Origin of the sequence: Kribbella alba, assembly GCF_039529635.1 — a bacterium.
Taxonomy (GTDB): Bacteria; Actinomycetota; Actinomycetes; order Propionibacteriales; family Kribbellaceae; genus Kribbella; species Kribbella alba.
Genome location: NZ_BAAANE010000006.1, coordinates 255,788 through 282,615, shown reverse-complemented (window position 1 = coordinate 282,615; position 26,828 = coordinate 255,788). Strand labels below are relative to the sequence as shown.

General features: G+C 67.0%; 21 protein-coding genes. 9 read left to right on the top strand and 12 right to left on the bottom strand.

Annotation, left to right across the window (positions count from 1 at the left end):
• Positions 1-706: 706 nt before the first annotated feature.
• Positions 707-2,287 carry an alkaline phosphatase PhoX gene (locus tag ABD210_RS18135; RefSeq protein ID WP_344112796.1) on the bottom strand — a complete coding sequence of 527 codons (1,581 nt, stop codon included), beginning with the start codon at positions 2,285-2,287 and terminating at the stop codon, positions 707-709.
• A 531-nt stretch (positions 2,288-2,818) separates the two neighbouring features.
• Here ABD210_RS18135 and ABD210_RS18130 point away from each other — a divergent pair.
• A complete protein-coding gene (locus ABD210_RS18130) occupies positions 2,819-3,121 on the top strand; it encodes a hypothetical protein (RefSeq protein WP_344112795.1) in 303 nt (100 codons plus the stop codon).
• Positions 3,122-3,193: 72 nt separating this feature from the next.
• On the opposite strand, the gene ABD210_RS18125 is transcribed toward ABD210_RS18130, so the two are convergent.
• The 3 genes from ABD210_RS18125 to ABD210_RS18115 all read right to left on the bottom strand — a co-directional run bounded on the left by ABD210_RS18125 (position 3,194) and on the right by ABD210_RS18115 (position 6,770).
• Positions 3,194-4,117: a phosphotransferase family protein gene (locus ABD210_RS18125; protein WP_344112794.1), complete on the bottom strand. Its 924-nt coding sequence runs from the start codon at positions 4,115-4,117 to the stop codon at positions 3,194-3,196.
• A 279-nt stretch (positions 4,118-4,396) separates the two neighbouring features.
• Positions 4,397-5,377, bottom strand: a complete 981-nt coding sequence (locus ABD210_RS18120) for a serine hydrolase domain-containing protein (RefSeq protein WP_344112793.1) — start codon at positions 5,375-5,377, stop codon at positions 4,397-4,399.
• Positions 5,378-5,651: 274 nt separating this feature from the next.
• Positions 5,652-6,770: a phosphotransferase enzyme family protein gene (locus ABD210_RS18115; RefSeq protein WP_344112792.1), complete on the bottom strand. Its 1,119-nt coding sequence runs from the start codon at positions 6,768-6,770 to the stop codon at positions 5,652-5,654.
• 423 nt (positions 6,771-7,193) lie between these two features.
• Here ABD210_RS18115 and ABD210_RS18110 point away from each other — a divergent pair, with 423 nt between their 5' ends.
• Complete coding sequence (locus ABD210_RS18110; RefSeq protein ID WP_344112790.1) at positions 7,194-7,706, top strand: GNAT family N-acetyltransferase; 513 nt, start codon at positions 7,194-7,196, stop codon at positions 7,704-7,706.
• A 293-nt stretch (positions 7,707-7,999) separates the two neighbouring features.
• Here the strand turns inward: ABD210_RS18110 and ABD210_RS18105 are convergent, their stop codons facing one another.
• From ABD210_RS18105 to ABD210_RS18095, 3 genes are all read right to left on the bottom strand, one after another.
• Entirely contained in the window at positions 8,000-8,587 is a 588-nt protein-coding gene (locus tag ABD210_RS18105; protein WP_344112789.1) for a GNAT family N-acetyltransferase, read from the bottom strand.
• Positions 8,588-9,099: 512 nt separating this feature from the next.
• Positions 9,100-10,155, bottom strand: a complete 1,056-nt coding sequence (locus ABD210_RS18100) for an alpha/beta fold hydrolase (RefSeq protein ID WP_344112787.1) — start codon at positions 10,153-10,155, stop codon at positions 9,100-9,102.
• A gap of 262 nt (positions 10,156-10,417) precedes the next feature.
• A complete protein-coding gene (locus tag ABD210_RS18095) occupies positions 10,418-11,881 on the bottom strand; it encodes an MFS transporter (protein WP_344112786.1) in 1,464 nt (487 codons plus the stop codon).
• Positions 11,882-11,967: 86 nt separating this feature from the next.
• Between ABD210_RS18095 and ABD210_RS18090 the strand changes: the two genes are divergently transcribed.
• Positions 11,968-12,507 carry a MarR family winged helix-turn-helix transcriptional regulator gene (locus tag ABD210_RS18090; RefSeq protein WP_344112784.1) on the top strand — a complete coding sequence of 180 codons (540 nt, stop codon included), beginning with the start codon at positions 11,968-11,970 and terminating at the stop codon, positions 12,505-12,507.
• A gap of 367 nt (positions 12,508-12,874) precedes the next feature.
• Here ABD210_RS18090 and ABD210_RS18085 read toward each other — a convergent pair whose 3' ends face one another.
• Together ABD210_RS18085 and ABD210_RS18080 are read right to left on the bottom strand one after the other, a co-directional pair.
• Positions 12,875-14,479 (bottom strand): FAD-dependent oxidoreductase, encoded by a 1,605-nt coding sequence (locus ABD210_RS18085; protein WP_344112782.1) that lies wholly within the window; start codon positions 14,477-14,479, stop codon positions 12,875-12,877.
• A gap of 153 nt (positions 14,480-14,632) precedes the next feature.
• Complete coding sequence (locus ABD210_RS18080) at positions 14,633-15,478, bottom strand: alpha/beta fold hydrolase (protein WP_344112781.1); 846 nt, start codon at positions 15,476-15,478, stop codon at positions 14,633-14,635.
• 126 nt (positions 15,479-15,604) lie between these two features.
• Here ABD210_RS18080 and ABD210_RS18075 point away from each other — a divergent pair, with 126 nt between their 5' ends.
• The gene (locus ABD210_RS18075) at positions 15,605-16,180 is read left to right on the top strand and encodes a TetR/AcrR family transcriptional regulator (RefSeq protein WP_344112779.1); all 576 of its coding nucleotides are present in this window, start codon (positions 15,605-15,607) and stop codon (positions 16,178-16,180) included.
• 91 nt (positions 16,181-16,271) lie between these two features.
• Here the strand turns inward: ABD210_RS18075 and ABD210_RS18070 are convergent, their stop codons facing one another.
• The 3 genes from ABD210_RS18070 to ABD210_RS18060 form a co-directional block, all read right to left on the bottom strand.
• Positions 16,272-17,819: a multicopper oxidase family protein gene (locus ABD210_RS18070; RefSeq protein WP_344112777.1), complete on the bottom strand. Its 1,548-nt coding sequence runs from the start codon at positions 17,817-17,819 to the stop codon at positions 16,272-16,274.
• A 240-nt stretch (positions 17,820-18,059) separates the two neighbouring features.
• The gene (locus tag ABD210_RS18065) at positions 18,060-19,100 is read right to left on the bottom strand and encodes a LacI family DNA-binding transcriptional regulator (RefSeq protein WP_344112775.1); all 1,041 of its coding nucleotides are present in this window, start codon (positions 19,098-19,100) and stop codon (positions 18,060-18,062) included.
• Between the two features lie 4 nt (positions 19,101-19,104).
• Positions 19,105-21,522, bottom strand: coding sequence for a glycoside hydrolase family 3 N-terminal domain-containing protein (locus tag ABD210_RS18060; RefSeq protein ID WP_344112774.1), 2,418 nt, complete (start codon positions 21,520-21,522; stop codon positions 19,105-19,107).
• A gap of 356 nt (positions 21,523-21,878) precedes the next feature.
• Between ABD210_RS18060 and ABD210_RS18055 the strand changes: the two genes are divergently transcribed.
• The 5 genes from ABD210_RS18055 (at position 21,879) to ABD210_RS18035 (ending at position 26,691) form a co-directional block, all read left to right on the top strand.
• Positions 21,879-23,225, top strand: a complete 1,347-nt coding sequence (locus ABD210_RS18055; protein WP_344112773.1) for an extracellular solute-binding protein — start codon at positions 21,879-21,881, stop codon at positions 23,223-23,225.
• Between the two features lie 80 nt (positions 23,226-23,305).
• Entirely contained in the window at positions 23,306-24,148 is an 843-nt protein-coding gene (locus ABD210_RS18050; RefSeq protein ID WP_344112772.1) for a carbohydrate ABC transporter permease, read from the top strand.
• A 1-nt stretch (position 24,149) separates the two neighbouring features.
• Entirely contained in the window at positions 24,150-25,040 is an 891-nt protein-coding gene (locus ABD210_RS18045; protein WP_344112771.1) for a carbohydrate ABC transporter permease, read from the top strand.
• A gap of 69 nt (positions 25,041-25,109) precedes the next feature.
• On the top strand, positions 25,110-26,276 hold the full coding sequence (xylA, locus tag ABD210_RS18040) for a xylose isomerase (RefSeq protein ID WP_344112770.1): 1,167 nt from the start codon (positions 25,110-25,112) through the stop codon (positions 26,274-26,276).
• A gap of 124 nt (positions 26,277-26,400) precedes the next feature.
• Positions 26,401-26,691, top strand: coding sequence for a hypothetical protein (locus ABD210_RS18035; RefSeq protein WP_344112769.1), 291 nt, complete (start codon positions 26,401-26,403; stop codon positions 26,689-26,691).
• The last annotated feature ends 137 nt before the right edge of the window (positions 26,692-26,828 follow it).

The following is a 26,828-nucleotide window of genomic DNA, read 5'->3' as shown; positions in this document are numbered from 1 at the left end:
CTGTGTGAGTGAGGCCCCGGCCCGCAACCCCGTCACCACGACGGCGTCACGTCATACCGTCTAGCCGGTAGCTGGGTTTGCAGCCTGGCGGGCAGCCCTTGGCCGCGTCCATACCCAATCGCGCGTGATCTGCGTACAGGGTCCTGGGCCTTCATGCAGGCTAAGGAGGTAGCGATGCTCGCTATCGGACGCCCTGCGGCTGGGGTGACGTTCGCCGGTACCAACCTGAGGGCGTGGGCTGTCGGACCTCGGCGAGGATGCAGACGTCGATATGGCATCCGCCGTCAGTCATGAGCACACGCAGGCCCCAAGCCGCGGAGAGCCCCACGAGTACTTCGTTTACTTCGTTGCCGGTCAGGCAGCGCGTAACGGTGTGAGAATAGGCAGGCGCCGCTGCCGCATGACACCGAGCAGCGGATGGCAGGGTTCACTGACCTGGTCGCCACCGCGGTCGCGAACGTCGTGTGCGAGCAGTTCGGGTTCCTCGTGAGCGGCAAAGTGTAATGGTCGGCAGATTCTGCTGGTGGATCCGTCCGGCAACGTGGTGGAGCTCTTCCAACCCGCCGGCCGCTGAACCTAGTGCGGCAAGACGACTCGCCGGCCCCCTGAATTCCAGGCACAGGCAATTCGAGGCACAGACAAGGGAGAAGACGTGTGGTGCCGCCTTGCGGCAGACACCACACGTGGTGATCGCTGACTGGTTCGGTCAGTGCTGCGAGGCGCCCGACCAGTTGATTTCCCAGGTGATGTTGTCACCGTGCTGCTGGGTCCAGAAGGTACGCCAGGTCGAGCCGACGGGGTGGGGGATCTTGGCTCCGAGGATGCCGGCGGGCGTGGGGTCGCCGTCGGAAACGTGGATGCCGGTGATCTCGTTGTCGCCGTCGTTGTAGGAAGGGCCGCTCATCGAGTCGAAGGTGGCGGAGGCGTCACGACCCTCCGCGAGCCAGCGGACCGGTGTGGGCGCGCTGCTGCCCTTGCCGTTGCTGCGGTCGTCACGCCTGGCGAGCTCGTAGAGGTAGCCGGAATCCAGGGCGTTGCGCTGGGTGTGCAGGCCGTCGCCGGCGTCCTCGACGACCAGCATGGCGCGGTCCGTGGCGAACTGGATGTTGTCGAAGCCGGTGTGCTGCTTGTCGCCGACCACGGAGATCGAGAGCTTGCCGGTGTCGGCCTTGGCCGAGGACTGCGAGAGGCGGAACACGCCGCCGTAGGCACCGGGGAGGGTGCTCCCGGTGGTGGTGTCGCCGGTCTCGGTGAAGTAGAACTCACGGAAATCGGTGCCCGGGCGGAAGACGCCGTTCTCGGGTCGCTTCAGCGGGGTGGCTGCCGCTGCCTTGGCGGCACCGGTGGCGTCGAACGCCTCCGTCGTACCGGTGTGGATGGTCACCCACCGGGTGTCGAACGACGTCCCGTAGGTGTGCAGGCTCGCGATGAAGGGGTCTGACGGGTTCGCCTGGAGCTGGGCGGCCGTCGCCGGGCTGCCGTCCGAGCGCTTGATCTGGAGCGCCTGCAGGGACCCACCCTTGGCCAGGTCCGCCTTGTCGGTCGGAACGAAGCGGTAGACGTAGCTGTTCGGCACCTTGCCGCCGCCGGCCGCAGCGCCGCCGATGTCCTCGACGATCCAGATGTTGCCGAAGCTGTCGTTCTGAATACCCTCGTATCCCCCGGAGCCCAGGGCGTTCAGGCGGACAGCCTTACCGTCGACGGCGTCACCCTTCGCGTCGAGCGAGACCCCGAAGACGCCACCCTTGGGTGAGCCGGACTCGGCGGTGAGGAGGAGTTGCTTGGTGAAGGGGTCCCAGGTGATGCCGTCGATCGTGGGGTACGCGTTGCCCTGGGGGTCGACGTCGGAGATCAGGGTGACTCGCTTGGCCGCATCGGTCTCGTCGAGGTTGATCCGGGTGACGTAGCCGCGGGGACCGATCTCGTGACCCTGGTACAGGTAGTGCTTGCCGCCGAACGTGAGGTACACGTTCTTGTCCGGCTCGGTCTTGTGGGCCTCGTTCTTGGTCTGGGTGAGCGGGGCACCGTCGAGCGTGTTGTAACCGTAGTTGGTGACCCCGTTGGCGGTGTCGGGGTTGGTCAGCGGCAGATTGCCCCAAGCGACGGAGGTCTGGGTCGCCGAGGGGGTCAGAACGTTGTTCTGGACGCCGAACTTGGGGTTCGCTGTCGGAACCCCGTCGACGTGGAAGCCGTCGTCGGCCTGGACTGCGGCGCTCGACATACCCATCGCGACGCCGGCGACCAGCGTGCCGGCGAGACCGATCTTGATGATGTGTGAAGCTCTCACGGACGTGCCTTTCGTTCCTGTCTCATTCGGGCGGACGTGGCCTTTGGGCGTGGCCATCCACGGACACCCTGAGCCTCATGGCTAGGCGGGTGGCATAGGTGGCTGCCGGATGAACACCGGCTGACTGTTGTCCGCTATTCGGCCGAAAGCGTCGGGCAGCTCCGGGCAGCGTCACCGGCCGTTCATCGGCCGCGTCGGAGGGTGAGAGATCAGGCCTGGGCGGCATCGCGACCCATGCCCGAGCTGACCTGCAGACCTCGATCGGTGGGCTGCTGCTGCACTAGGCGTCCAATCCCAGGCATCCAATCCCGGGCGTCCAGTCCCGGGCCTTCCAAGCGGCGTCGCTGGGGCCGACGGTCCGGAAAGCGGTCGGATAGGCGAGCTACTACCGTCGGATGGGCGGGCCACTAGTACTGCAGCGGCGGCGGGGAACCTGGGCAGCGGCGCGCCGAGCTCTGACGGCCGGTGTCGCCTATAGCGAGTGGCCCACCAGAGATGGGACTGCCAGAGAACGAACTGATGGAGGTAGCAATGGCAGAGCGATCCAGCGACAGGTCGAACGACCCGCGGCGCGTGCATGGCGGTATGCCGATCCACCCCGACGATGACGAACTGGCCCGCCGTACCGAGCAGGAGCGGGTCGAGCTCGGGGTGGACGACTACGACCCGGACTCGGTGCCTCCGGCCACAGATGCACCGGTGCCCACGGACCTCACCGAAAGCGAGGAGTACCAGGAGGAGGTGGCTGAGATCGACCGCCAGACCAAGGAGGGCGAACTCCATCCGCTGACCGAACAGCACCCGTTCCCGCCGACTCGCTACGACCGGACCTGAGCCGGAGCAAACGGCGGCGTCCCGCCACCAACACTTCGGTGGCGGGACGCGACGCACAGAAGCGGGTCACCGTCACACGAGCAGCTTCTCGAGCTCTGGAAGTCGGCCGAACATGTCGGGGAGGCCGCGCACGCCGTTGTGCACGGACTCGTGCGACAGCGCGAGGTCAGGGCCGGTGCTCGCCTCGACACCGGCGAAGCAGCGGAGGATGTTCCACCTTGTGTGCTCCAGCCAGCCGCCGATCATGAACACGAACCAGCTTGGACCCGACGGGGGCAGCGCTCCGCCTCCTTCAACGTAGCCGTCGAGGACCGAGCGGAAGATGGTGGGCTCGATGTTGTCGAAGCCAGGTCCCTTCGCGAGGCTCAGCGCGGTCGAGCCGAGCTCACTGGCCAGGTCGAGCATCCCCGAGAGCTCCCAGTCGAGCACGACCGGCCGACCGTATCGAGCGAGCAGGTTCCACGGTTGGATGTCCCTGTGGGTCAGCACGACGGGGCCTGGCCGTTCGCAGGTGCCGACGAAGTGGGCAATCGCGAGGAGCGTCTCGACATGGGAGGCGAGCTCGTCGGCCCACGGCTGTCCGGTCGCCGCCGCCCGCTCGGCGAGGTCGGGCCAGTCCCGTGACGTCGGGTGCTCGATCGACACGTGGGTCCACTCGACGTCGAGCGCGTGGATGCGCGCGAGGATCTCACCGATCTCGAACGCGTACGCCGCCGACACCGCCGCTTCGGGCACCTTCTCTCCCTCGACCCAGCGGTGGACGAGCGTGTGGTGGCTGGCCGAGATCGGCTCTGGCATCGGAATGCCGGCAGCGAAGGCCGCCCGCTCGAACCTGAACACGTCCTCGACGCGGTAGGTCGAGCGGCGGTCGACGAGGTTCAACTCCTTCACCGCGAACGACCCCTGGTCGGTGTCGAGCCGGTACGTCCGGTTGGCGAACCCGCCGTGGACGCGGATCATCGGCCCGATCGGCGCACCGAGATGCGAAAGATTCACCCCACGCACTCTAGGACTCGGAGTTTATCGATGCACCGCGTTTCTGGGGCTCGTCCAGTACGACGCGGCCTGGCTCCCGGAGCAGATCACGACATCGCTGCCGCCTGCATGCCGGCGCGGGTCGGGCTGTTGCCCTGTTGTCACACGCCTGAGCGGGACGGAAAACTCAGCGCGCGGCGAACCTGTGGCCATGGGCAACTTGTCGCCCGAACTCTCAGTCCCGGTTGAACTCGAGCTCGCCAGGGCTGTCGAGCAGTTACCAGTACGACGTGTCGGTCCTCAAGGTGTGAAAGCGCGGGCGATAGGCCAGGCGCCGGGGGAGGTGTTTGAAAGCACGGTGCAGGTGGTGCCGGTGTGTGGGTCGTGCGTGGACTTGAACGACGCGCCGGCGTCGTACCCGACCAGGATCGCCGTGTCGGTGCTCTCGTGCAGCCAGAAGCCGAGACCGTAGCGCCTGGATTCCTCGGGTACGTCGCAGCGTGGCCGTACGACCTCTTCGACGGAATCCACTATGTCGCCGGCGAAAAGCGCGCGCCAGAAGGTGGAGATGTCGGCGGCGGTGGTGTGGATGCCGCCATCGCCGGTGGCCAGCACCGGCAGGTGGAAGATGTTGGAGCGGTCCGAACCGTTTAGTGGCAGGTAACCCACGGCCGCGTCAGCGGGTAGCTCGTCGGAGCGGAGGAAGTCGGTTCTGGTCATGCCGGCGGGGCGGAGCACCCGTTCCCGCACCAGGTCGTGGTATCCGACGCCTCCGGCCCGCTCCGCCAGCAGGGCGAGGACCACGAAACCACCATTGCAGTAGCCAAACCGCTCACCGGCCCGGAATTTAGTGGGATGCCCGTCCAGCAGGGGCAGGAAAGCCTCGGTAGTAGTCAGCTCGTGCGCCGCGCCGATGAAGTAGTCGGTGATCTCGGTGTCGGCCTCTTCGTCCAGGTAGTCACCGATGCCAGAGGTGTGCGTGAGTAGATGTTCGACGGTCACGTCGTCAGCGATCAGCGGTAGATCCTTGCCGAGCAGGGATCGGGCGGTAGTGCTCAGCTCCAGCACACCGTCATGCACCAGTGAGAGCACCGCCAGGGCGGTGAACCCCTTGCTGCCGCTGGCGATGCCGAATCTGGTGTCCAGGGCGTTGGGAACGTGGTACGTGCGGTTGGCCAGCCCGTAGGCCTTCGCGAACTCGATCTGGCCGGCCCGGTCGATCCAGACCACACCGGAGAATCCGGTTTCCTTAGCGATCTTGTCAATATGCCCCTGCGCCATTGCCGCAGATTAACCCAGGCCCGCGCCCATACCGTACCTATTTGTGAGGCGGGCGCTTCGCATACAACGCGCTCGGCGGCCGGTGCTACCTCTCCAGCGACCGCACCACGACGCCAATCGGCGCGCTGGAGAGTTCAGTCAACTGATCTGGAGTGCGTTCCTGTCAGGTGGGCGGGGTGAGGCGCCCGTCCTGGGTTGCTGGGCGGGCGCCTCGTGGTCTCGCCGGTTTGCCGTTGGGGAGCGTGTCGTGGGCAGCCTTGCGGTTGCCCGCGACTCAGCCTCGCAACGACGCGATCGCCCGGGCAGCTAGTCGTTCGGCGTGCTCGGGGTGCGCGAGCCAGCCGATCCACCCCTCGTCCATCGTCGGGTTGAGCCCGCTGCGCGCCGACTCCCGGTAGTCGAGGCACGCCAGCCACAGCGGTCGCATGGCCAGTACGCCGTGCAGCCGCTCGAGCTCCTCACCGGTGAGCTGAACGTGCTCGCGATACCCGCGCGCGGCAGCGTCGATACCCTCCCCATCGCCCTCCCCTGCGGTCGTCAGCAGCCAGGCGAGGGCGGGCAGGCGGGGTCCGCGCCCGGACCCTGCCCAGCCGACGATGGCGAGGTTGCCCGGCCTGCCGACGGCCGCCCATGCGTGGTAGTTCCCGTGGGTGAACGCCTCGGGCAGGCCTTCGGCGTCGTCGGCGTGCTCGACCTTGTCGCGGAGCCACTCGAACATCTCGCGACCCTCGGGAGCGACGGCGTCCTCGACGCTCACCAGAAAGCTCATCGCCGCCGCGAGATCCTGCTTCGGTCGTCCCGCGAAGAAGGCGCCGTCGTGCTCCTCCGACCCTCCGTCCCGCGCGACCGCACCACCGGCCGCGGGCAGTTTGTGCAGGCGGCCGAGCAGGCTCGCCAGCTCGTGGAGCACCGCCGGCGACTGGGTCGGGCGTCCGCCCTCGACGTACTCGGTCACGATCACTCCGTTTCCCTCGAGCACCGACACGGGACTGTCGTGCGCGGGCCGTTCGGCGGGGAAGTCGTGTAAGGCGAGGAACCGCAGGATCTCCGCATCGCCCTCGACGCGGCCGACCGTGTCCGCTGCCGACGAGAAGACTCGAGCGATCCAGGGCGAGCCGTCCTCTCGCTTGACGACCAGCGTCCAGGGATAGTGGCCGAGCCAGGACCCGCGTGGCCGCGTCTGGGGGTCGTCGTCGATGGGCGCGATCGAGGTGATGCTAATGCCGTATCGCGTCTCGAGGTGCGCTCTCAGTTCCGCGAACTCGACGGGGCGAGTCCGAGCAAACGGCGACGTGCGGCCCTTCTCCAGCGCGGCGCGGGCCTCGGTGTACCGCAATCCGGTCGCTTGTGCCCGCTGACGCACTGCGCGCTTGAAACTGCCCTCTTTGGTCATGACAAGCCTCCTCGACGTGCCCGATTCCCCCAGCGAAGCGGCACTCGAAACAGGCTTGGATGGCAGCAGCCTTGAGGGCAGGATCCCCTTCGCCTTCTCGAGGGCCCGGCTGGGGCAGGTCCTCAGGAGGCTGGGCGTCGGCGACGCCGCGCATCGATCGTGCCGGGGCTCGGCGGCCGTGTCAACGGCAACAGAGTTGCAATGGCGACCGACGGCGGCCCCCGCAACGCGGCACCTGGCTCCCGTCGCAAGCACGGGCTGCCCGCGCCCAGGGGGCAGGAGCCGTTGGGGTCAGCGGGGTCAAACTGGCTGACACCCTCGCCTGCTCGAAACGCGGCATGTGCGACGTCTCGGTGCACCGACACCGCCCCAGCGGACGCGAAACAGCTTGTGACAGGAGGGGCGCTCTGCTTGGCTGCGGCTGTGACCGAACTTCACACGCCACGACTTACCTTGCACGCGATCGACACAGCAGAGGGCGAACGCATAGTCGCGCGTCATGCCGGAGTGGGGGACGTCTGGGCAGATGACTTCCCTTTTGACGGCGACATCATCGGCGTCACAGCGTTCCTGAGGGCTGCCTCAGCCCATGGGAACCAACGGCCATTCGGGCACTATCGGATCACCCGGAAGGCCGACGGGCAGGCCATCGGCGGCATCGGCTTCAAAGGCCAACCGCAGAACGGATGCGCCGAGATCGGCTACGGCCTGGCACCGTCGGCTCGTGGTCAGGGCTACGCAGCAGAGGCGCTGACCGCGATCCTGACCGTCGCGGCCGCGCACGGCGTGTCCCGGGTTGTTGCCGATACCGACAAAGACAACGTCGCCTCCCAACGCACCCTTGAACGTGCGGGTTTTCGGCAATTGGTTGCCAACGGCGATCTGTGCCTCTACGAGGTGCTTCTCGACGACTCCTCGCGATCTAGTCAGCCCTAGAACTGGGCCGACGTTCCCCATCACCGGCGCTCGCACATCGGCATGACCACGCTTCCCTCTCGGCGGCATGAGCGGTCTATCGACCGCACCGACCCGTGCCGGTGAGGGATCCCCAATCGGTGATCGCCGGCGGCCGTCCACACTAGGGCGTCCGGCGTGCGGATCAGTCGCGAGAGCCCGCCAAGAGGTCCCACGAAAAGTGCACGTACGCGCGATCGTGGAGAAGCCGAGCGACTCGTAGAAACGGCGCGGTGCCGGGTAGCCGTCGTCTCCGCGTGGAGCGCTGGACCGATTCAGTCGCGCGTGCTCGGGGCCACCTCGCGCACCATCACGCAGTTGCCCTGGCCCTTGGGCCGGTCGTAGGTGAAACCCTCGCGCTCGTACATCGTGCGGGTGCCGTTGTAGAGGAACGACGAGTTCTTCTTCCGGACCCCGCCGGTGTCGTGCGGGTAGCCCTCGACCAGGCCGCCGCCAGCCTGCGCGATCAGCTCGACGGCTCCGCGCAGCGCGATCGCCGCCAGGCCCTGACCGCGAAGGCCACGCTCGACCAGGATGCAGGTGACCCGGTAGTCGGGCAGTCGTTCGGCAGTGGCCACGTACTCCTTGCGGTGATGGATGCTGGGCAGCTCCTCGGGTGATCCGTACTCCGCCCAGGCGACGGCCCGGTCGCCGTCGTAGACCAGCGCCGCGTGCGCGATCCCGTCGGCCACCAGACGTTGCTTGAGCGCCCGGTTCCCCTCGGCGCTCTGGCCCTTCTCCGCGCAGTCGGGATGGAACCACGTGCACCAGCAGCTGGCGAACATGCCCTTGTTCCGCTCGACGAGAGCGGCGAAGTCGTCGAACGTCTCCGGCGTCAGCGCCTGGATCGTGAAGTCGGACATGCCAGCAACGTACCCCCGATTGCGGACGTTCGGCGTCCGGTAGCTCGGCTGCCAGGGCAGCGAACGCGTCGACTGGTCGTCGGGCAGGTTGAGCGTCTCGGGTGTGGTTAGGCGGCGTCGGGGTCTGCGAGTAGGTGGTAGACGATCGTGAGCGCGGTATTGCCGGTGGCAACGATCGCCTTTTGTGCCGCGCCGTCGCGCGATTCGTCGGTAGCGAGCGCCGAGGAAGGTGTCGGTGCGTGCTGCGCCGGCGGCGATGGTGCCGAGGGTGCGGGCGAGCCAGGGGTCGCCGCCGCCGCGGGCTTGTTCTTGGTCTTGCCGGCCGATCCGTGGACCTGTGGGCAGAACTTCGCCGGTGCGCGAACGGGGCGATGGCGTCGGCGACCTGGGCGTCGAGGCCGGCGACCTGGCCGCTGAGGCGGTCGATGGTGCCCAGCATCGTGTGCAGGATGGCGGCGTGGTTCCCGACGGGCGGCTGCCGTTGGTCGCAGCGGCAGCCGCCCGAGCGCCGGTTATCCGAGGAACTGCAGGAGGATCCTGGTGAGCTCGGCGGGGTGCTCTTGGTAAAGCCAGTGCCCGGAGTTCGGGATGACCATCCCGGTCACGTTGGTGGCGTACTTGCTGACCCAGGTGGCCTCACGGGTGCCCAGGTTGCCCGAGGCACCGATGGCGAGGACCGGCATGCTGAGCTTGGTCTTCTGGTAGATGGCGTTGTCCTTGACGTCTTGCGGCAGCGTGGCGAACCACTCGATGCTTGCCCGCAAGTGTCCGGGTTGCGCGAGGAAGTGGGCGTAGATGTTCATGTCGCATGCGGTGACGGCGCCCTTGACCACCTCGCTCGTCGGCATGAAGTCGGTCACCCACTGCTGCTCCCGGCCGGTCATCAAGTCCTCGGCGAGGCCGTTCTTCTCGGCGAACAGGCCGAACCACCACAGCCCGGGGCCGTTCGGAGTCAGCGAGGGGAAGGTGTAGATGGTCGGGTCCGGGATGGGGGCCTCGCTGAGCACCAGTTTCACGACGTCATCGGGGTGGGCGGCGGCGTAGGGATAGGCGACCGTGGTGCCGATGTCGTGGGCGACGATCCTGATGTTGCGGCTGAGGCCGAGCTTGACCATGAGCGCGTGGATGTCGGCGGCCATGGCCTTCTTCGTGTAGGTCGCGGCGGGCGCGGGAGCGTCGCTTAGCCCGGCGCCGGGTAGGTCGGGCGCGACGACGGTGTAGTGCTGGGCGAGCGCGGGCAGGATGTGGTTCCACGTGTACCAGGTCTGCGGGTAGCCGTGCAGCAGGAGCAGGGTGGGCCCGTGACCGCCGCGCACGTAGTTGATGCCGATGCCGTTGACCTTGATTTTGCGCTCGGTGAAGCCGGCCGGGGGTGACGGGTTGAGTGTGCAGCCGGGCTGGGCCGTAGGGGCAGCGCCGCCCTGGGCGGATCGGGCGTGAGCGGATCCGGTGTGGGCGGATGCCCCCGGTCCGGCCGTGATGAGCAGCCCGGCGATACCGGCGACAGCCGCGATGCCGATGACGAGTGCGCGCACGCTTATCAGGTGCGCGGTGTGGGCGAGTTTCATTGACTTTGCCTTTCCGTGTTTGTGCCAGGTGACGACTGCATAGTTGGCTAGGGACATCTGCGACGTAATGAATGCGGGGCTTCCGCTCGCTTGGGGCAGATGACTGGCGTGGCGCCATCCGTCGGGTGGTCTGCTCTCGCCCATGCACCCTCATCGGAGGGTCAGGACGCTGCCTGTACAGCGCAGGAACCCTTCTCTTTGCCGTCTCCTGGGCAATTGACGAAAGGCAGGACTGCGAGCAGTGCCGTGAATGATTCGGTGCTCAGTTCGCGGTGTTGCGTCCCAGCCGCACCGTCATTGCGCAGACGATGGCGGCGACGACAAGGAGTGCGCCGTTGACCTTGAGCGCGGTGTGCAGGGCGGAGGACATGCTGGCGCCGCCCGCGATCCGGCTGGTGAGGATCACGCCGAGGACGGCGGGACCGAGGACGGCGCCGTACTGGCGCAGGGCGGTGTTGGCGGCTGCCGCCATGCCGGCGAGGTGGTGCGGGACGGCGTGGATCGCGGTGACCGCGACGGCGCTGAGCATGAATGCGTCGGCGACGCCGAGGATGGCGAGCCTCCACGCGGCGGCGCCGATCGAGGTGTCGACCTGAATCCCGGTCAGCAGGAACATCGCCACCGAGCCCAGCCCGAGCCCGACGGCCAGGAGCGCGACCGGTGGCCATCGGGTCAGCAGCCGGCCGACCAGCGGGTTCGCCACGGCAGTGACGCCGTTGATGAACAGCAGCCGCACACCGATCGCAAGCGGTGAGAGGTGCTGCCCGGCACCGAAGAACAGGCTGAGCAGGAAGATTGTTCCGACGAGCGCGAACAGAGCGATCAGTGCGGAGAAGCCGGCGGCGCTGAATGCGGGCGACCGGAACAAGGACAGGTTCAACAGCGGTGAGCTCGAGCGTGCCTCGACACGCAGGAACGCGGCGAACGCGACAGCGCCCACGGCCAACCCGATAACGGCCTGAGCCGAGCTCCAACCGGACTGGCCGCCCTCGATCACACCGAAGATGCTGGCGGCGATCGCAATCGTCGCGGTGATCTGGCCGGGCCAGTCCAGGCTGCGGCCGTGCGGCGCCTTTGATTCCGCTAGGCGCAGTGCGGCGAGGACGCCGGCGACGAGGGCGAGCCCCGCGTTGGGTACGAAGACCCAGCCCCATCCGGCATACCGAAGGATGGTCCCTGATATCAGCGGTCCGACGGCGATGCCAAGGACGAGTCCGGTCGCCCACAGCGCGACATAGCGCGCCCGGGCCCGCAGATCGGGTACCGCGTGGGCGATCAGCGCGAGCGTGGTCGGCAGCAGCAGACCGGCGCCGGCGCCAGTGACGGCCTGACCGGTCCACAGCAGATGAAGTGCGGACATGCCGCTCAGCGTGCCGGCGAGCGCGGCGATCACCGTGCCGAGCACGGTCAGCGCCATGCCGATGAGATAGACGCGGCGGCGGCCATGAAGATCCCCGAAGACACCAGCCGAGAGAATCATCGCCGCCATCGGAAGGATGTAGCTGTCACTGACCCACTGCAGGTCCGCGGTCGATGCGCCGGTCGAGGCGCCGATCGTGGTCAGCGAATCGCTGACCGCCGTGATCGGCACGTACGTCACGAACACCCCCAAAACGGCCAGCGTGATGGTCAACGCGACGGTCCGTTTGCTGGGAGCGCCGGCCTGTCCGCCTTGCCGCTGCGAGTGTGCGGGGGCGATCCGTCCCGCCCTACTTGCGTTCGCCATGATTAGTTCCCTTCACCTTCATTATCTGAACGTGAAGATAAATTTACCACGACGCTAAGATTCTTCAAGCTGCTATATTTGTGCGCATGGCCACAGCAAGCACTCGACGCGACCGAGTCGACTCGATGCTGGCGTTCCTCGCCACGCTCGAGCCCGAGCGTGATGCCTCCGCGAAGGCGATCGCCTGGCGACTGAGGCGGGCCGCCCGCAAGTTGGACACCGAGGTACGCCGGCGGCTAGCCCCACTCGGCATGGAGCTATGGGAGCTGGAGATCCTCAGCGGACTGCGCCGCGCGGGCGGCACGCTGACTGTCGGCGAACTGCTGGACGTGGCCCAGCTGACCTCCGGCGCGATCACCAACCGCGTCGGACGCCTTGAGCGCAACGGCTATGTCCGGCGCGACGTCGACCCCGATGACCGCCGCCAGGTTCTCGTGACGCTCACCGCCAGTGGCCTCGAGCGCCAGCTACAAGCGGTCGAGGCCAACGATGTCGCGGAACGGGAAGTCTTCGCCGCCATTGACCCGGCACTGCAGCAGCAGCTGGCCGGCGACCTGCGTGAACTGCTACTCGCCATCGAAGGACCAGACCCCACGGCTGAAGCCCACGGGAGCGTCGGGGCCTGACAACGGGGCTGGCGGCCGTCGTCTATCGCTTGGTCGCGACTGGCGCCCTCGAATGGGGCTCGCTTGTCCGTGGGTGGTGAGGCGACCACCGACGCGAAGCCGCCACGGGATGACGCCCGGCGTAACCGGGCACGGCTGCTCAGCAGCCTGGCGGAGGTCCAGGCGTTTGATCGCACCGAGCCGTTGCAACCGGTCGAGTTCGACGCAACCAAGCGACGTACCCACGACTACGACACCCGGGCGATGGAAGACGCTGGTCAGGTGGGTCCGTCACGGCGCCACCAACCTCTTCGCCGCTCTCAACGTCCTTGGTGACACTAAGGCGTCGTTCCGGTGCAGCCGTGGGGAGACGATGCCCGGAGTTGCTTCAACGGTTGGCCTGTTCCGTGGGGAGGAATTGGCTGAGGTACTGGAAGATCTCGGCTTCGTCCGGGTCGGCGGCACGCATGCCTACGTATCCGTCCGGTCGGATGATGAGCAGGGTGTCGCCGTTGATGCTGTAGTCCTGGTGGGTGTGACCCTCGTTGTCGGTGAAGTGGGTCAGGTTAGGTTCGGTAGTGGGTGATGCGGCCGGGAGGAGCGGGAACGACTTCAGGTGGTCGTGGAAGTGTTCGGCGATAGCATCCGCGACCTTGGAGCTGCGTGGCCCGAAGGCGAGTGCACTCGTGTGGGGTCCGCGGAGCAGGTCGAAGAGTCGAACTGCGCTCCCGTCCGGCCCTTGGAGCAGTGAGTCGGGCGCGCGGTCGCCTGCCTGCACCATCGTCTGCTCGCCTCGGCGGGAGCCGTTGAGCTCACTGACGGGGTAGTGCACCTCGAGCTGCAGGGTGTCGGAGCCCTGTCGGTCACCTGGTGCGACTCCCTCGATGCGTCCTGCGATGAGCTTGGAGGAGAGGTTCAGGACGTCGGCGGCGATCGGGAGTCGCTCCTGCTCGTAGGTGTCGAGCAAACCGGCGGGTGCGCCGCGAAGGACGTGCGCGATTTTCCAGCCGAGGTTGTAGGCATCCTGGATTCCGGTATTCATGCCCAGTCCACCGGCCGGCGAGTGGACATGGGCGGAATCGCCGGCCAGGAACACCCGTCCTGTGCGGTATCGGTCCACCATCCGCACGTTGAAGCGCCAGATGGACTGCCATTCGACGCGGCGTACGCGGATGTCGGTGCGCCCGCTGCGTTCCTGGACCAGGGCCTGGATCTGTGCGAGCGGCAGCTCTCCCACAGTGTCAGGTGCCACGCCGATCTGGAGCTGGAAGGTGTCGGTAGCCGCCAGCGGGCACAGTGCCAGCAGTTTTCCGTCGGCGCTGGGCCACCAGTGCCAGAAGTCACGGTCGAGGCCGCTCACCTCGACATCGGCGGTCAGCATCCGGACCGTCTCGTCGGTCTGCCCCAGAAACCCGATCTCCAGCAGCTTGCGTACGGTGCTGGACGCCCCGTCACAACCAATGGCATAGGAGAACGAGTCGCTCTCGGACCCGCTCGCGGTTTGCAGGGAGGCGTGCACGCCGTCGCTGTCCTGCTTCAGGCCGGCCAGTTCCGACCCGTACTCGACCCTCACACCTAGTTCGCCCAGCCTTTCGCGGAGAATCTCCTCCACGCGCCACTGGGGAATCAGTACGGTCCGCGGGTACGGGGTAGACGCTGTGGGTTCCGGCGCGTCGGGGACCACGTCACTCGTTCCCAGGACCGCCCGACCCCGGTACTTCCGGATGGCCAACCGAGAACGGCTCGTGGCCACAATGCGCCCAGCAACTCCCAGGTCGTCGAAAACCTCGATGCTGCGAGGTTGCAGCCCCTTTCCCCGAGAGCCCGAGGAAGGGCCCCCAGATTTGTCAACAAGACGGACGTCTACCCCTCGGCGCGCCAGCTCGACAGCGGCGACCAGCCCGACCGGGCCAGCCCCCACGACGAGCACCGGCCCTCCAGAACTCGTCCTGCGCGCGCCCGCCAAGCCACCATTGACCTCACGCAGAGTCATTGGCCAACCTTTCTGTAAAAGACAAATACGAAGAGGAGCCGCTTCTCAACTTCCTGCAGGGAAGCGTCTGACCTGCCACGAAGGCCAATCGCGGCGACCAATTCCGTACGACAGTGGGGTGCCGAGCCGGGTTGTCCGGCCCGGCTCGGGTGTTTAGTCGCGCAGGAACCCCAGCGTCTGCTGGACGAACAGGGTGTGGTGTTGAAAGATGCCGCCGTGCCCGGAATCGGGGTAGATGCTCAGTTGGGCGTTGGGAAGTAGCTGTGCCAGCTCAAAGGAGTTGATCGTCGGCAGTATGATGTCCTCGTCGCCGTTGACGACCAGCACGGGCTGGGCGACGGTCGCCAGGCCGGCCGGTGACGTGCCCTGCTCCCATTTCGCGAGTGCGGTGAGCTGGGCGCCGATCGTCTCGTTCGACACCGGCGTATCCCGGTCCAGTTGAGTGCGCCCGTCGAGGCGGCCGAGGAAGGCGTCGGCGGCCGCCTGGCTGGTGGGCGTCGGCGAGAAGAACAGGATGTGCTTGGGATGCCTCCCCTCGGCGGAGGCTTGCTGAATGGCACTCTGGAGCACCTCCGCGCCGCTCGCCCCTCCCTTGCCGCCGGCGGGGCCGGTGCCGGCCAGGATGAGGCGCCGGACGAGGTCGGGACGCTGCTGGGCGACCACTTGGGCGACCATGCCGCCCAAGGAGAAGCCCAGCAGGTCGACGGTGCCCAGCCCCAGAGCCTCGAGGAACGCCACGGCGTCGTCGGCCATGGCCTCGACGCTGTCTGGGGTCATGCCTCCGGATCCACCGACGCCGCGGTTGTCGAAGGTGATGACGTGCCGCTCGGAGGCGAGGCCGTCGACCACCGCCGGGTCCCAGTCGTCCAGGACCGCCGTCAGGTGGTGCAGGAGTACGAGCGGGACATCGCCTTCGGCGCCCACCACCTGCCGGTATGTGAACGGGACTCCGTCGACGTCCACGGTCTTGGTCGGCACGTCCTTGTAGCTCACTGTCATTTCTCTTCACTCTCCGAACTCGCGTCGCGCGGGCGGCTTGCCCAGCGGCATAGGATAACGATCACTATATAACGAACGTTATCCTATGCTAGGGGCTTGCACCAGCCCGAGCGCGGAAGGTCACACATGCGGTACACCAAGGAGCACAAGGTCAAGGCGAAGGAGGCGATCCTGCGTAGCGCGTCACGAGTCCTCAAGCGGGACGGCTTCAACGGGATCGGCGTCGACGGTCTTGCCGCGTCGGCGAATGTCACCTCCGGCGGCTTCTACTCGAACTTCGCCACCAAGGAGGCACTGCTGGAGGAAGTGATCAGCGCGGAACTGGGAGCGATGTTCGCCGGCATCGCCGACGCCGACTCGTCGCAGCGCGGTCAGCGTCTGCGGGAACTGATGGCGATCTACCTCAGCGACGACCACTGCCAGGGCGTCGCCGACGGCTGTGTGATGCCCTCACTGAGCGCGGACGTTTCGCGAGCAGGCGCCCACGTCCGCGACACCTACGAACGCCGCATGACCGAACTCGTCGCGATCCTGGCCCCCGCCATGACGGGCACCCCCCAAGAGCAGCAGCAGCGCGCCTGGACCGCAGTGGCCACCATCGTCGGAGCGGTCACGGTCGCCCGCGCGTTGCCCCCCGGGGACGCAGCGCGAGCCGTCCTCGACGCCGCTCTCACTGCCGTCACAGGGATGACGCGGAGGTGATCCGACCGGCTGCCTGCCGTGGCGGCCGACCCCGAGTTGACCGGCCGGCGCCTCACAGTCTCCTCGCCGGGACTGCCGGGCGCGGGTGTTGTCAGAGCGGTGGGGCTGGGAGCTGGGTCGGTGGCACGCTGGTGGGAGATGGGCCCCCTTTGCCGACCTCGAAGTTGGTCATCATGTGGGTGTCCTCGTGGACGAGGTTGTGGCAGTGCATCATGTAGCGGCCGCGGTGCGGGGTGAACCGGGCGATCACTCGGAGGGTTTCGTCCTCGCCGACGTAGGTGGTGTCCTTCGCGCCGAGTTCGTACGCCGCTGGCGGCCTTCCGTTGCGGTCCAGAATTTTGAAGTCGACCAGGTGTGTATGGATGGGATGGAACCAGCCGCCTGAAGTGTTCTGGAAGCGCCAGATCTCCACGGCGCCGAGCGCCGGGTCCGCGTCGATCCGGCCCGAGTCCCAGAACTCGCCGTTGATCGACCAAGCCTCGCGGCGCCGCTTGAACTGCCAGTCCCGGGTCCGAACAGCCTGGGACGGCTGTAGCAGCATGGGGTCGCCGGCCGAGTTTCCCGGAGTGAGCACTGGCGGCACGGTGTTGTTCGACAGGCTGGTCGCTTCGGCTGTGACGTCGAAGCGCATCACCTGCTTGGTCGTGGCGAAGTTCTCGTTGTTCTTCAGGTCGAGGTTTCGCAGCACCACCTGCTGCCCGATCGGATACCTGGCAAAGTCGATGACCACGCCGTACCGTTCCGCAGCTCCGATGCGGAACTCCGCAGCCGACTGCGGCACGGGCATGAGCCCGCCGTCGGTCTGCACGAAGGTGAACGGATCGCCGGTGCTGAGTGCGAGCCGGTAGGCGCGCGAAGCGGACGCGTTGAGGATCCGGAACAGGTACTTGCGGCGTTCGACCTTGAGGACGGGCCACGGCTTCCCGTTCACGAGGATGACGTCACCCATCAGCCCCTTGTCCTCCTCACCGGCGTCGAAGAGCAGTTGCCGATCGGGGGTGAAGAGCACGTCCTTGATCATGAGGGGAATGTCGAAGCGGCCCTTCGGCAGCGGCAGGTTCGGGCCCTCGTTGGTGATGTAGAACCCGGCCAGGCCCATGTAGACGTTCTCCGCGGTGTGATCCACCGCGTGGTCGTGGTACCACATCGTGCGCCCAGGCTGCTCGTTCGGATAGACGTAGTCCTTGAAGAATCCCGGCGGCGTCAGGTCCTCCGCCCATCCGTCGTACTGCGGGAGCGACGCGTTGCCGTGCAGGTGGACCGAGGTCGTGCAGCGGTACCCGAGGGTCGGGTGGACGTCCGGAAGTGCATTGATCTGCCGTACTACGACGATCCGGCCCCTGCGGGCGTACACCGTCGGACCCGGATGGATCCCGTTGTAGCCGAAGATCGTCGTGGCGAAGCCAGGAATGATCTGCGCCGGCGCGGACTGCATGGTCAGCTGGTAGTAGTCCGTCGTCGCGGTACTCCGCACCGGGGCGAGCGTCGGCGGCACCGTTAGCCCTACCTGGAACGGCTTCGGCAACTTGCTCTCCGCCAGGCGTGGCGGTCCGCCTCTCAGCCAGGACGGCAACGGCAGGAGTACTGAGGCGCTGCCGAATGTTCCGACCGCTAAGACCTCGCGTCGGGAAATGATCATGACGAACCCCCACCCCGGCGGGCACCCGAACTGTCGACTCGTCGTGACACGAGCCTCGGCCCCCCAGCCCCGTCGACCGCCTACCCCAACCCGCGGAAACCTGCCCCTTGGGTTCAGGTTGGCTGCGGTGTCAGCGGCCGGGAACCCCCCAGTTTCAGGGGGCTCGTCGATCCGGTGGCGGCGAGGCTGAAGCTGTAGCCCTCTTGGCACACGACGATGATTCGCCTCCCGGCGGCCCAGTCAGGACACCGCGATGGAGGGTTCGCGGGCGGGGGCGGCGGAGGATTCTCGGATGACCAGGTTGGTGGCTAGTTCGACGTGGTGAGAGTCGACTTTTTCGCCGGCTGCGAGACGGAGGGCGGTGCGGAGGGCTACCGCGCCCATCTCCTGCAGGGGTTGGCGGACGGTTGTCAGCGGTGGAGAGGCGAGCCGCGCCACCTGGGTGTCGTCGAAGCCGACGATGCTGAGGTCCTCGGGCACGCGCAGGCCTCGGGCGCGGGCCGCCTCCATCACCCCGAGCGCCACCTCATCACTGCCGGCAAAGATCGCGGTGGGTGGTTCGGCCAGGTCGAGGAGGGCGGTCCCGCCTGCCAGGCCGTCGCCGTAGAGGAAGTCGTGCAAGCGCACGTAGTCCACCGGCACAGGCGCCCCCGCCGCCTCCATCGCGCCACGGAATCCGTTCATCCGCGCCTGGTTGCAACCCGCGGCGGGCGGTCCGCCGAGGTAGGCGATCTTGCGATGTCCTAGCGACAGCAGGTGTTGTGTCGCTGCCAGGCCGCCCGCGAAGTTTGTGGAGCCGACGCTTGTCACGTCCGGCTGCGCGACGTTGAGCGGATCGACCACGACGAGAGGCAGCCGTGCCCGGGAAAGCGCGGCCAGGTCGGCAGCGGTCAGGTCGCTGGTGACGCCGATGGCGGCCCGACGCCCGGCTGCGGTCAACTCCCGAACCCACTGCGCCGTCCGGCTGGTGGGCGGAACGCGCGGGCGCGAGCTGAGTACGACGTCTACGCCGGCCGCCCGGGCTTCCTCGAGAACGCCCGTGATGACCTCCATCGAGTAGCTGGTCATCACGCCCTGGAAGAACAGTTCGACCGTGGCGCGCTCGGTCGGCTCGGGGCGCCGGCCGACATAGTCGTGCTGCCGGAGCACCTCCTGCACGCGCGCCCGGGTTGCCGCAGAGACATCACTCCGCCCGTTGAGCACCTTGGAGACTGTCGCAACCGAGACCCCGGCCGAGGATGCGACGGTGGCCAAGGTGACGCGGCCTCTCAACGGCGACACCTCCTCACGCTCCTCCGGTGGCTGTCGCGTCGCCGGCGATCGGCGTCAGGTCGACAGGGGTGATCATCGTACGATCGTGTCCGACCACGCGCACCTCTCCCGCGATCCGGACGATGCCGCGACAGGGCAGGTCCGCGCTCGAGGTGCCGACCAGTACTTCGAGGTCTCCCGGCTCGACGATTCGGCGCAGGTCCTTCGCCGTGTACGCCGTGCGGTCGGCGTGGACGTGGAAGGTGATATCCGTCGCCGCGCCCGGCTCCAGCGATACCCGCGCGAAGCCGGTCAGCAACTTCAACGGCCGGGCAACCTGTGCCAGTACGTCGTGCAGGTAGAGCTGGATCACCTCATCACCGGCCCGAGACCCGGTGTTGCGAACCCGCACAGCCACGGTGAACTCGCCATCGGTCGGGACTTCGGTGGCGCTGAGGCGCAGGTTATCGACCTCGAACTTGGTGTATGACCCGCCGAAGCCGAACGGGAACAACGGCGTTGCGTCCAGCGCGCTGATGCCAGCACTCTCGCCACTGCCCAGCGGCGGCTGCAGGTAGGTGTTGGGTTGCCCGCCGGCGTGGCGTGGGATCTGCACCGGCAGCTTGCCGCTGGGTACGAGTCGGCCGCTCAGCACGCCGGCAATAGCGGTGCCGCCCTCCTCACCGGGCATGAACGCCTGGACCAGCCCGGCCGCGCGGCCCGCGAAATCACCCAGGGCGTACGGGCGGCCGGAAACGACCACGATGACCACCGGCGTCCCCGTGTCCAGGAGTTGCGCAAGCAGTTCGCTCTGCACGCCGGGCAGCCGCAGGTCCTCGGCATCGCAGCCCTCCCCGGACGAACCATGCCCGAACAGCCCGGCCAGGTCCCCGACATACGCAACGCAGAGGTCCGCGCTGCGCGCTGCGTCCACGGCCGCGTCGAACCCGGACCGGTCGTCGCCCGTGACCGCGCAGCCCTGCTGGTACACGAGTTCAGCGCTCCCGAGCTCGTGCTGCAGTGCGTCGACCGCGTTCTGTACGTCGATTCCGAGGCCGCGGTCCGGATAGCGCGGCAATACGTGGTTGGGGAAGGCGTAGCAGCCCATGAACGTCTTGGGGTCTCCTGCGCACGGCCCGACCACAGCAACCCGCTGCAGGGCGGGCCTGTCCTGGCCGAGCAGCGGTAGCGCAGAACCGGCGTCGAGCAGGATCACCGAGCGCTCGGCAAGCTCCCGGGCAAGCGCGCGGTTCGCCGGGGAGTCGAGGTCCACCTCGCCCTGACTGACAGAGCTCTCCGGGGTCCAGTCCGGATCGAGCAAGCCGAGCTGCACCTTCTGCACGAGCAGGCGCCGGGCCGCGCGGTCGACCAGGTCCTCCGAGACTTCGCCCGACTTGACCCGTTCGAGCAGACCGGGGCCGAAGCCCAATGTGTCGGGGAGTTCGACATCAATGCCGGCAGCGAGTGCCAGGGCGCCCGCGTCGATGTGGTCTGCCGCGACGCGATGCATCGAGGCAAGGAACGGGACCGCCCAGTAGTCGGAGACGACCGTGCCGCTGAATCCCCAGTCGCCGCGCAGTACTTCAGTCAGAAGCCAGGGGTCCGCGCCGGCCGGAACGCCGTCGACATCGGAGTACGAGTTCATCACCGAGCCCGCGGAGGCTGTCGCGATGGCGGCCTCGAAGGTCGGCAGGATGACATCAAGCAGTTCGCGCCGGCCCATCGACACCGGACCGTGGTTGCGCCCTGCCCGCGATGCGGAGTAGCCCGCGAAATGCTTCAGGGTGGCGATGACGCCGGCGCTCTGGAGGCCGCGGACGTACGCCGAGCCGAGCATCGCGACGAGGTACGGGTCCTCGCCGATCGTCTCCTCCACCCGGCCCCAGCGGTAGTCGCGGACGACGTCGAGCACGGGGGAGAGGCCCTGGTGGACACCGACAGCGGCCATGTCGCGCCCGATCGCAGCGGCCATCCGCTCGACCAGCTCAGGGTCGAAGGTCGCGCCCCAGGCGATGGCTGCGGGGTAGACAGTCGCCCCGTACGTCGTGAAGCCGGTCAGGCATTCTTCGTGGACCAGCGCGGGGACTCCCAGCCGGGATCCCTCCAGGACTACGTGGTGCTGACGCATCAGTTCCGCCAGGCCCTCCTCAACCGTCAGCGGGACGCTGCCCCAGACCCGGGTGAGGTGGCCGAGCCCATGCCGGCTTGCCTCCTTCAGCGAGACGGCTCCGGACTCCGCGAAGACGTCCTGCAGCGGAGCCACGTTGAGCGACTCCTCGGCGGGCACTTCTGCGTCGGCCATGTCGTTACCTATCCAGCGGCTCCCGAGCTGGGCGAGCTTCTCCTCCAGCGTCATCGCCTGCAGGAGGAGTTCTGCCCGCTTCGCGGCCGGCAGCGAGGTGTTCTGCCACGGGCGGTCGTCCGGGCCTACAGTCGAGACAGAGGTGGTCACGAAAAATCTCCCTATTCTGCGACCATCTGGCTGAGGATTTTTCGAAACATTTCGACTCGCCGACGGCCGTCTTCAGAGCGCAGGAGCTCCGCCCGCAGCGCGGGCGTTTCTCCTGTTCGCTGGCGCATTCGTTGATCTACCTTGTCTCAGCAAAGGCTTAACTTCAAGACCTTGACAGTCACGTGCTCGAAATCTACGTTACGAAACATAGTTCGAAATCGAACAGGTGCTTCCGCTACCTCGCGGGGCAGTTGGCAGGGCGCAGCCTGGTGTCGCGCCGACGGCCGCTGCACCTGACAACCCACCCGCCGCGGAGTGGTCCGCGGCAATGGAGTACGGAGACAACCGTGGATCCCATGACGACCTCCCGGCGCAATTTCCTCCGCTTGACCGCCGGCGCCGCCGGCCTCGCCGGCCTCGCCGCCTGCGGCACCTCCGGCCCACAGAGTTCCGGCAGTTCCACCGGCGGTTCGAGCGGCGGTGGGACGACGACCTACTGGTTCCTCACCGGCCAGCCACAACAGGCCATCCGCGAGGCCCAGGTCAAGCGGTTCAACGACGCGAACTCGGGCACCCAGCTCAAGACCACCGAGTTCCAGAACGACGCGTTCAAGCAGAAGATCAAGACGGCCATCGGCGCCGGGCAGGGTCCGACGCTGATCTGGGGCTGGGGTGGCGGTGGCCTGAAGAGCTACGTCGACGCCGGCCAGGTCGAGGATCTCACTTCGTGGTTCGGACAGAACGCCGAGTTGAAGAAGCAGATCTTCCCGTCGGCCTTCGGCGCCGCGACCGTCAACGGCAAGATCTACGCGATGCCGGTCGAGACCACCACGCCGATCGTCCTTTACTGGAACAAGACGGTCTTCGACAAGGTGGGCGCCCAACCGCCGCAGTCGTGGGCCGACGTCATGAACCTCGTGCCCAAGTTCAACGACAAGGGCATCGCGCCGTTCTCGCTCGGCGGGCAGTCCCGCTGGACCAACATGATGTGGCTCGAGTTCCTCTTCGACCGCATCGGCGGCAGCGAGGTGTTCCAGAACATCTTCGACGGCCAGAAGAACGCCTGGTCCCAGCCGGCGTCGCTGCAGGCGCTGGACGAGATGCAGAAGCTTGTCAAGGCGAACGGCTTCATCAAGGGGTTCTCCTCGATCACCGCGGACTCCAACGCCGACCTGGCCCTGCTGTACACCGGAAAGGCCGCGATGATGCTTCATGGCGCGTGGACCTACGGCACCATGAAGAGCGCCGGTGGCAACTTCGTCACGGGCGGGAACCTCGGCTACATGAACTTCCCGCCGGTCGACGGTGGCAAGGGCGACCCGAGCGACACCGTCGGCAACCCCGGCCAGTACCTCTCGATCTCCTCGAAGGCCAGCCAGGCGGACAAGGACGTCGCCAAGAAGTTCCTGTCTACGTCGACCCTCGACGCCTCCTCGGTCGACGCCTGGGTGCAGTCCGGCAGCATCCCGGTGGTCACGAGCGCCAAGGACAAGCTCGCTTCCATCACGGACAAGAACGACGCCGCTTGGCTGAGTTTCGTCTACGACACGTCGAGCAAGGCGAAGAACTTCGCCCAGTCCTGGGACCAGGCGCTCAGCCCGACCGCCGCGGAGACGCTGCTCGACAACATCGCGAAGCTGTTCCAGCTCTCGATCTCGCCGCAACAGTTCGCGACCAGCATGAACGCGGTGATCGCAAAGTGACGATGGCCGCTCCGTCCGAGGCGCCGGCTGTGGTGCGAACCAGTTCCTCGCGCGTTGGGCGGAGCGGCCCGGTCGCGTGGATGGCACTCCCCGCCCTGGCGATGTTCCTGTTGTTCGGCGTCGTCCCGCTGGTCGGCGTACTGGCACTCAGCTTCGCCCAGTGGGACGGCCTCGGTGCCATCCATACAGCCGGTTTGTCCAACTGGCGTTCGGTTCTGAGCGATCCGAGTCTTCCGCACACGGTGCTGGTGACGTTCGAGATCATGATCCTGTCGTGGGCGGTACAGACACCGATGAGCCTTCTGCTCGGCGTGTTCCTCGCCGGTCGTCAGCGCTACCGCGCTCTGCTGGCCGTCCTCTACTTCATCCCCCTGCTGCTGAGTTCGGCAGCGATCGCGATCACCTACAAGGCCCTGCTCGACCCGAACTTCGGGCTCGGGGCCGGTCTGCACCTGAGCTTCCTGGCCCAGGACTGGCTCGGGAAGAGCAATCTCGCCGTCGGCGTGGTCATCTTCGTGGTCTCGTGGCAGTTCATCCCGTTCCATTCACTGATCTACCAAGGCGGCGTCCGGCAGATCCCGACCTCCATGTACGAGGCCGCCTCGATCGACGGCGCCGGGCGGATCCGGCAGTTCTTCAGCATCACCGTTCCGCAGTTGAAGTACACGATCATCACCTCGTCCACCCTGATGGTGGTCGGGTCGCTGACGTTCTTCGACTTGATCTTCGTGCTTACCGCCGGCGGTCCCGGCGATGCCACGAGGGTGCTCGCACTCGATATGTACAAGCGCGGATTCCAGGCCAACCTGATGGGGCCGGCCAGCGTGATCGCGGTCATGCTCGTGCTGCTCGGTCTGGTCCTGGCTCTTCTGCTGCGCCGGCTGGGCGGCAGCACGACGGCCAGCCAGCAGGAAGGAGCGTGACATGGCCGTGGTGACCAGTAGCACGAGCACAGCGACCCGGCAGGTGCGCGGCGGGATGCCCCTCGGCCGACGCCTGATCCACCTGAACTGGCTCGGCGGTATCGCGGGCTGGGTGTGGCTCGTGATCGTCCTGATCCCGCTGTACTGGATCGTCGTCACCAGCTTCAAGGACCAGAGCGCGTACTTCACCCAGAACCCGCTCGCGCTGCCCTCCGCCCCGACGTTCGCCAACTACAAACTGGTGATCGAGTCCGACTTCCCGCGGTACTTCCTCAACAGCGTGATCGTCACCGCCGGCACGATCCTTCCCGCGGTCGCGATCTCGTTCATGGCGTCCTACGCCATCGTGCGCGGTGTCGGCAGCCGGTTCCTGGCCGGCGTGAACGGACTTTTCCTGATGGGGCTGGCGATCCCGCTGCAGGCCACCATCATCCCGGTCTACCTGCTGATCATCCGGATGCAACTCTACGACAGCCTGCTGGCGATCATCCTGCCGTCGATCGCCTTCTCGATCCCGCTGTCCGTCCTGGTGTTGACGAACTTCATCCGGGACGTGCCCAAGGAGCTCTTCGAGTCCATGCGCGTCGACGGCGCGACCGAGTGGGGAATGCTGCGCACCCTCGCGTATCCGCTGACCAGGCCGGCGCTGGTGACGGTCAGCATCTACAACGGCCTGGCGGTCTGGAACGGCTTCCTGCTGCCGCTGATCCTGACCCAGAGTCCGGACAAGCGGACGCTTCCGCTGGCACTCTGGACGTTCCAAGGGCAGTACAGCGTCAACGTGCCCGCAGTGCTCGCATCGGTCGTACTCACGACGTTGCCCATCGTCATCCTGTACGCCGTCGGCCGCCGCCAGCTGCTCAGCGGTCTCACCGCCGGCTTCAGCAGGTAGTTCAGCTTCAACCCCCTTCAAGGCAGCCCGCGAAGGTGTTGCTCAGTACCACGAGAGATGAGGACCACAATGACCGACGCCGACATCACCCCCACCCCTGAGGACAAGTTCTCCTTCGGTTTGTGGACGGTCGGCTGGCAGGGCGTCGACGTCTTCGGCGGCGCGGTGCGACCGGTGCTCGACCCGGCCGAAGCCGTGCACAAGCTGAGCGAGCTCGGCGCCTACGGCATCACGTTCCACGACAACGATGTGTTCCCGTTCGGCAGCTCGGCCGCCGAGCGTGACGCCCACCTGAAGCCTTTCCGGGCTGCGCTGGAGGAGACCGGTCTCGCAGTACCGATGGTGACCACCAACCTGTTCTCCCACCCCGTGTTCCGCGACGGCGGTTTCACCAACAACGATCGCGACGTCCGCCGGTTCGCCATCCGCAAGGCCGCCGACCAGCTTGACCTCGCCGCCGAGCTCGGCGCGGAGACGTTCGTGGCGTGGGGCGGACGTGAGGGCGCGGAGTCGGGTGCGGCCAAGGATGTACGGGCTGCGCTGGCCCGCTACAAGGAGGCGTTCGACATCCTCGGGTCGTACGCGATCGAGCAGGGATACGACATCCGCTTCGCGATCGAGCCCAAGCCGAACGAGCCGCGGGGTGACATCCTGCTCCCGACGATCGGTCACGCACTGGCGTTCATCAACGAGTTGGAGCACTCCGACCGGGTCGGCCTCAACCCCGAGGTGGGCCACGAGGAGATGGCCGGCCTCAACTACGCACATGGCCTGGCCCAGGCGCTGTGGCACGGCAAGCTGTTCCACGCCGACCTCAACGGGCAGAACGGACCGCGCTTCGACCAGGACCTGCGGTTCGGCGCGGGCAATGCACGCGGGGCTTTCTGGACGGTCGACATCCTGGAGCACGGCGGCTACGAAGGCCCGCGGCACTTCGACTTCAAGCCCCCGCGCACCGAAGACATGGACGGCGTCTGGGCGTCAGCGGCAGGCTGCATGACCAACTACCTCGTACTGCGGAACAAGGTGCGCGCGTTCCGGGCCGACCCCGAGGTGCAGCAGGCGCTCGCGGACGCCCGCGTCGAGGAGCTCGCCCAGCCGACCCTCAGCAAGGACGAGACGATCGCGACGCTCCGTGCCGAGGACTTCGACCCCGACGAGGCCGGTCGCCGCGGCATGGCCTTCGAGCACCTCGACCAGCTCGCTCTGGAGCACCTGTACGGAGTGCGTGGGTAATCCCTCGGTGTGGCGCCGGGCTGTTCGTCGTACCAGAGGAGTCGTCGCCCACCGTGGTCAGCTGAAGACTGTCTGAAGGTGTCTGTCGACACTGGAAGCAGTCTTCAGCTGCTGGGGGATCATCGTGTTCACCATCGGCCGCTACTTGTGGCGGGGCGCCCGCAAACGAGGCATTCGGGACCGCTTCGGCCGCCTGTTGATCATCGGCGCCTATGTTCTGCTCGGCTTCGGGCTCGATACCGGCGTACACAACGCCGTAGGCCTGTGGACCAGTGGGTCGGCGGAATCGGTCCTCGTGCGCACGCTGGTCACCTTCCTCCTCTGGGGCGTCGCCGCCTCCATCATCGGCACGATCGGCATCAAACTCGCCGACGAGAAGATCCTCGCCAAAGCCTCCATGAAGGCAGAGTTCTAGCAGTCGTCAGAAACGGCAGCGTGCTCGCCCAGATGTTTGGGCGAGCACGCTCCGGCGATGCGCACCTCGGCCAGGAGACGATCTCTGACGCACGCCAGGAGACGATCGCGGGCGCAGGATGCGACGCCCTCCGGACC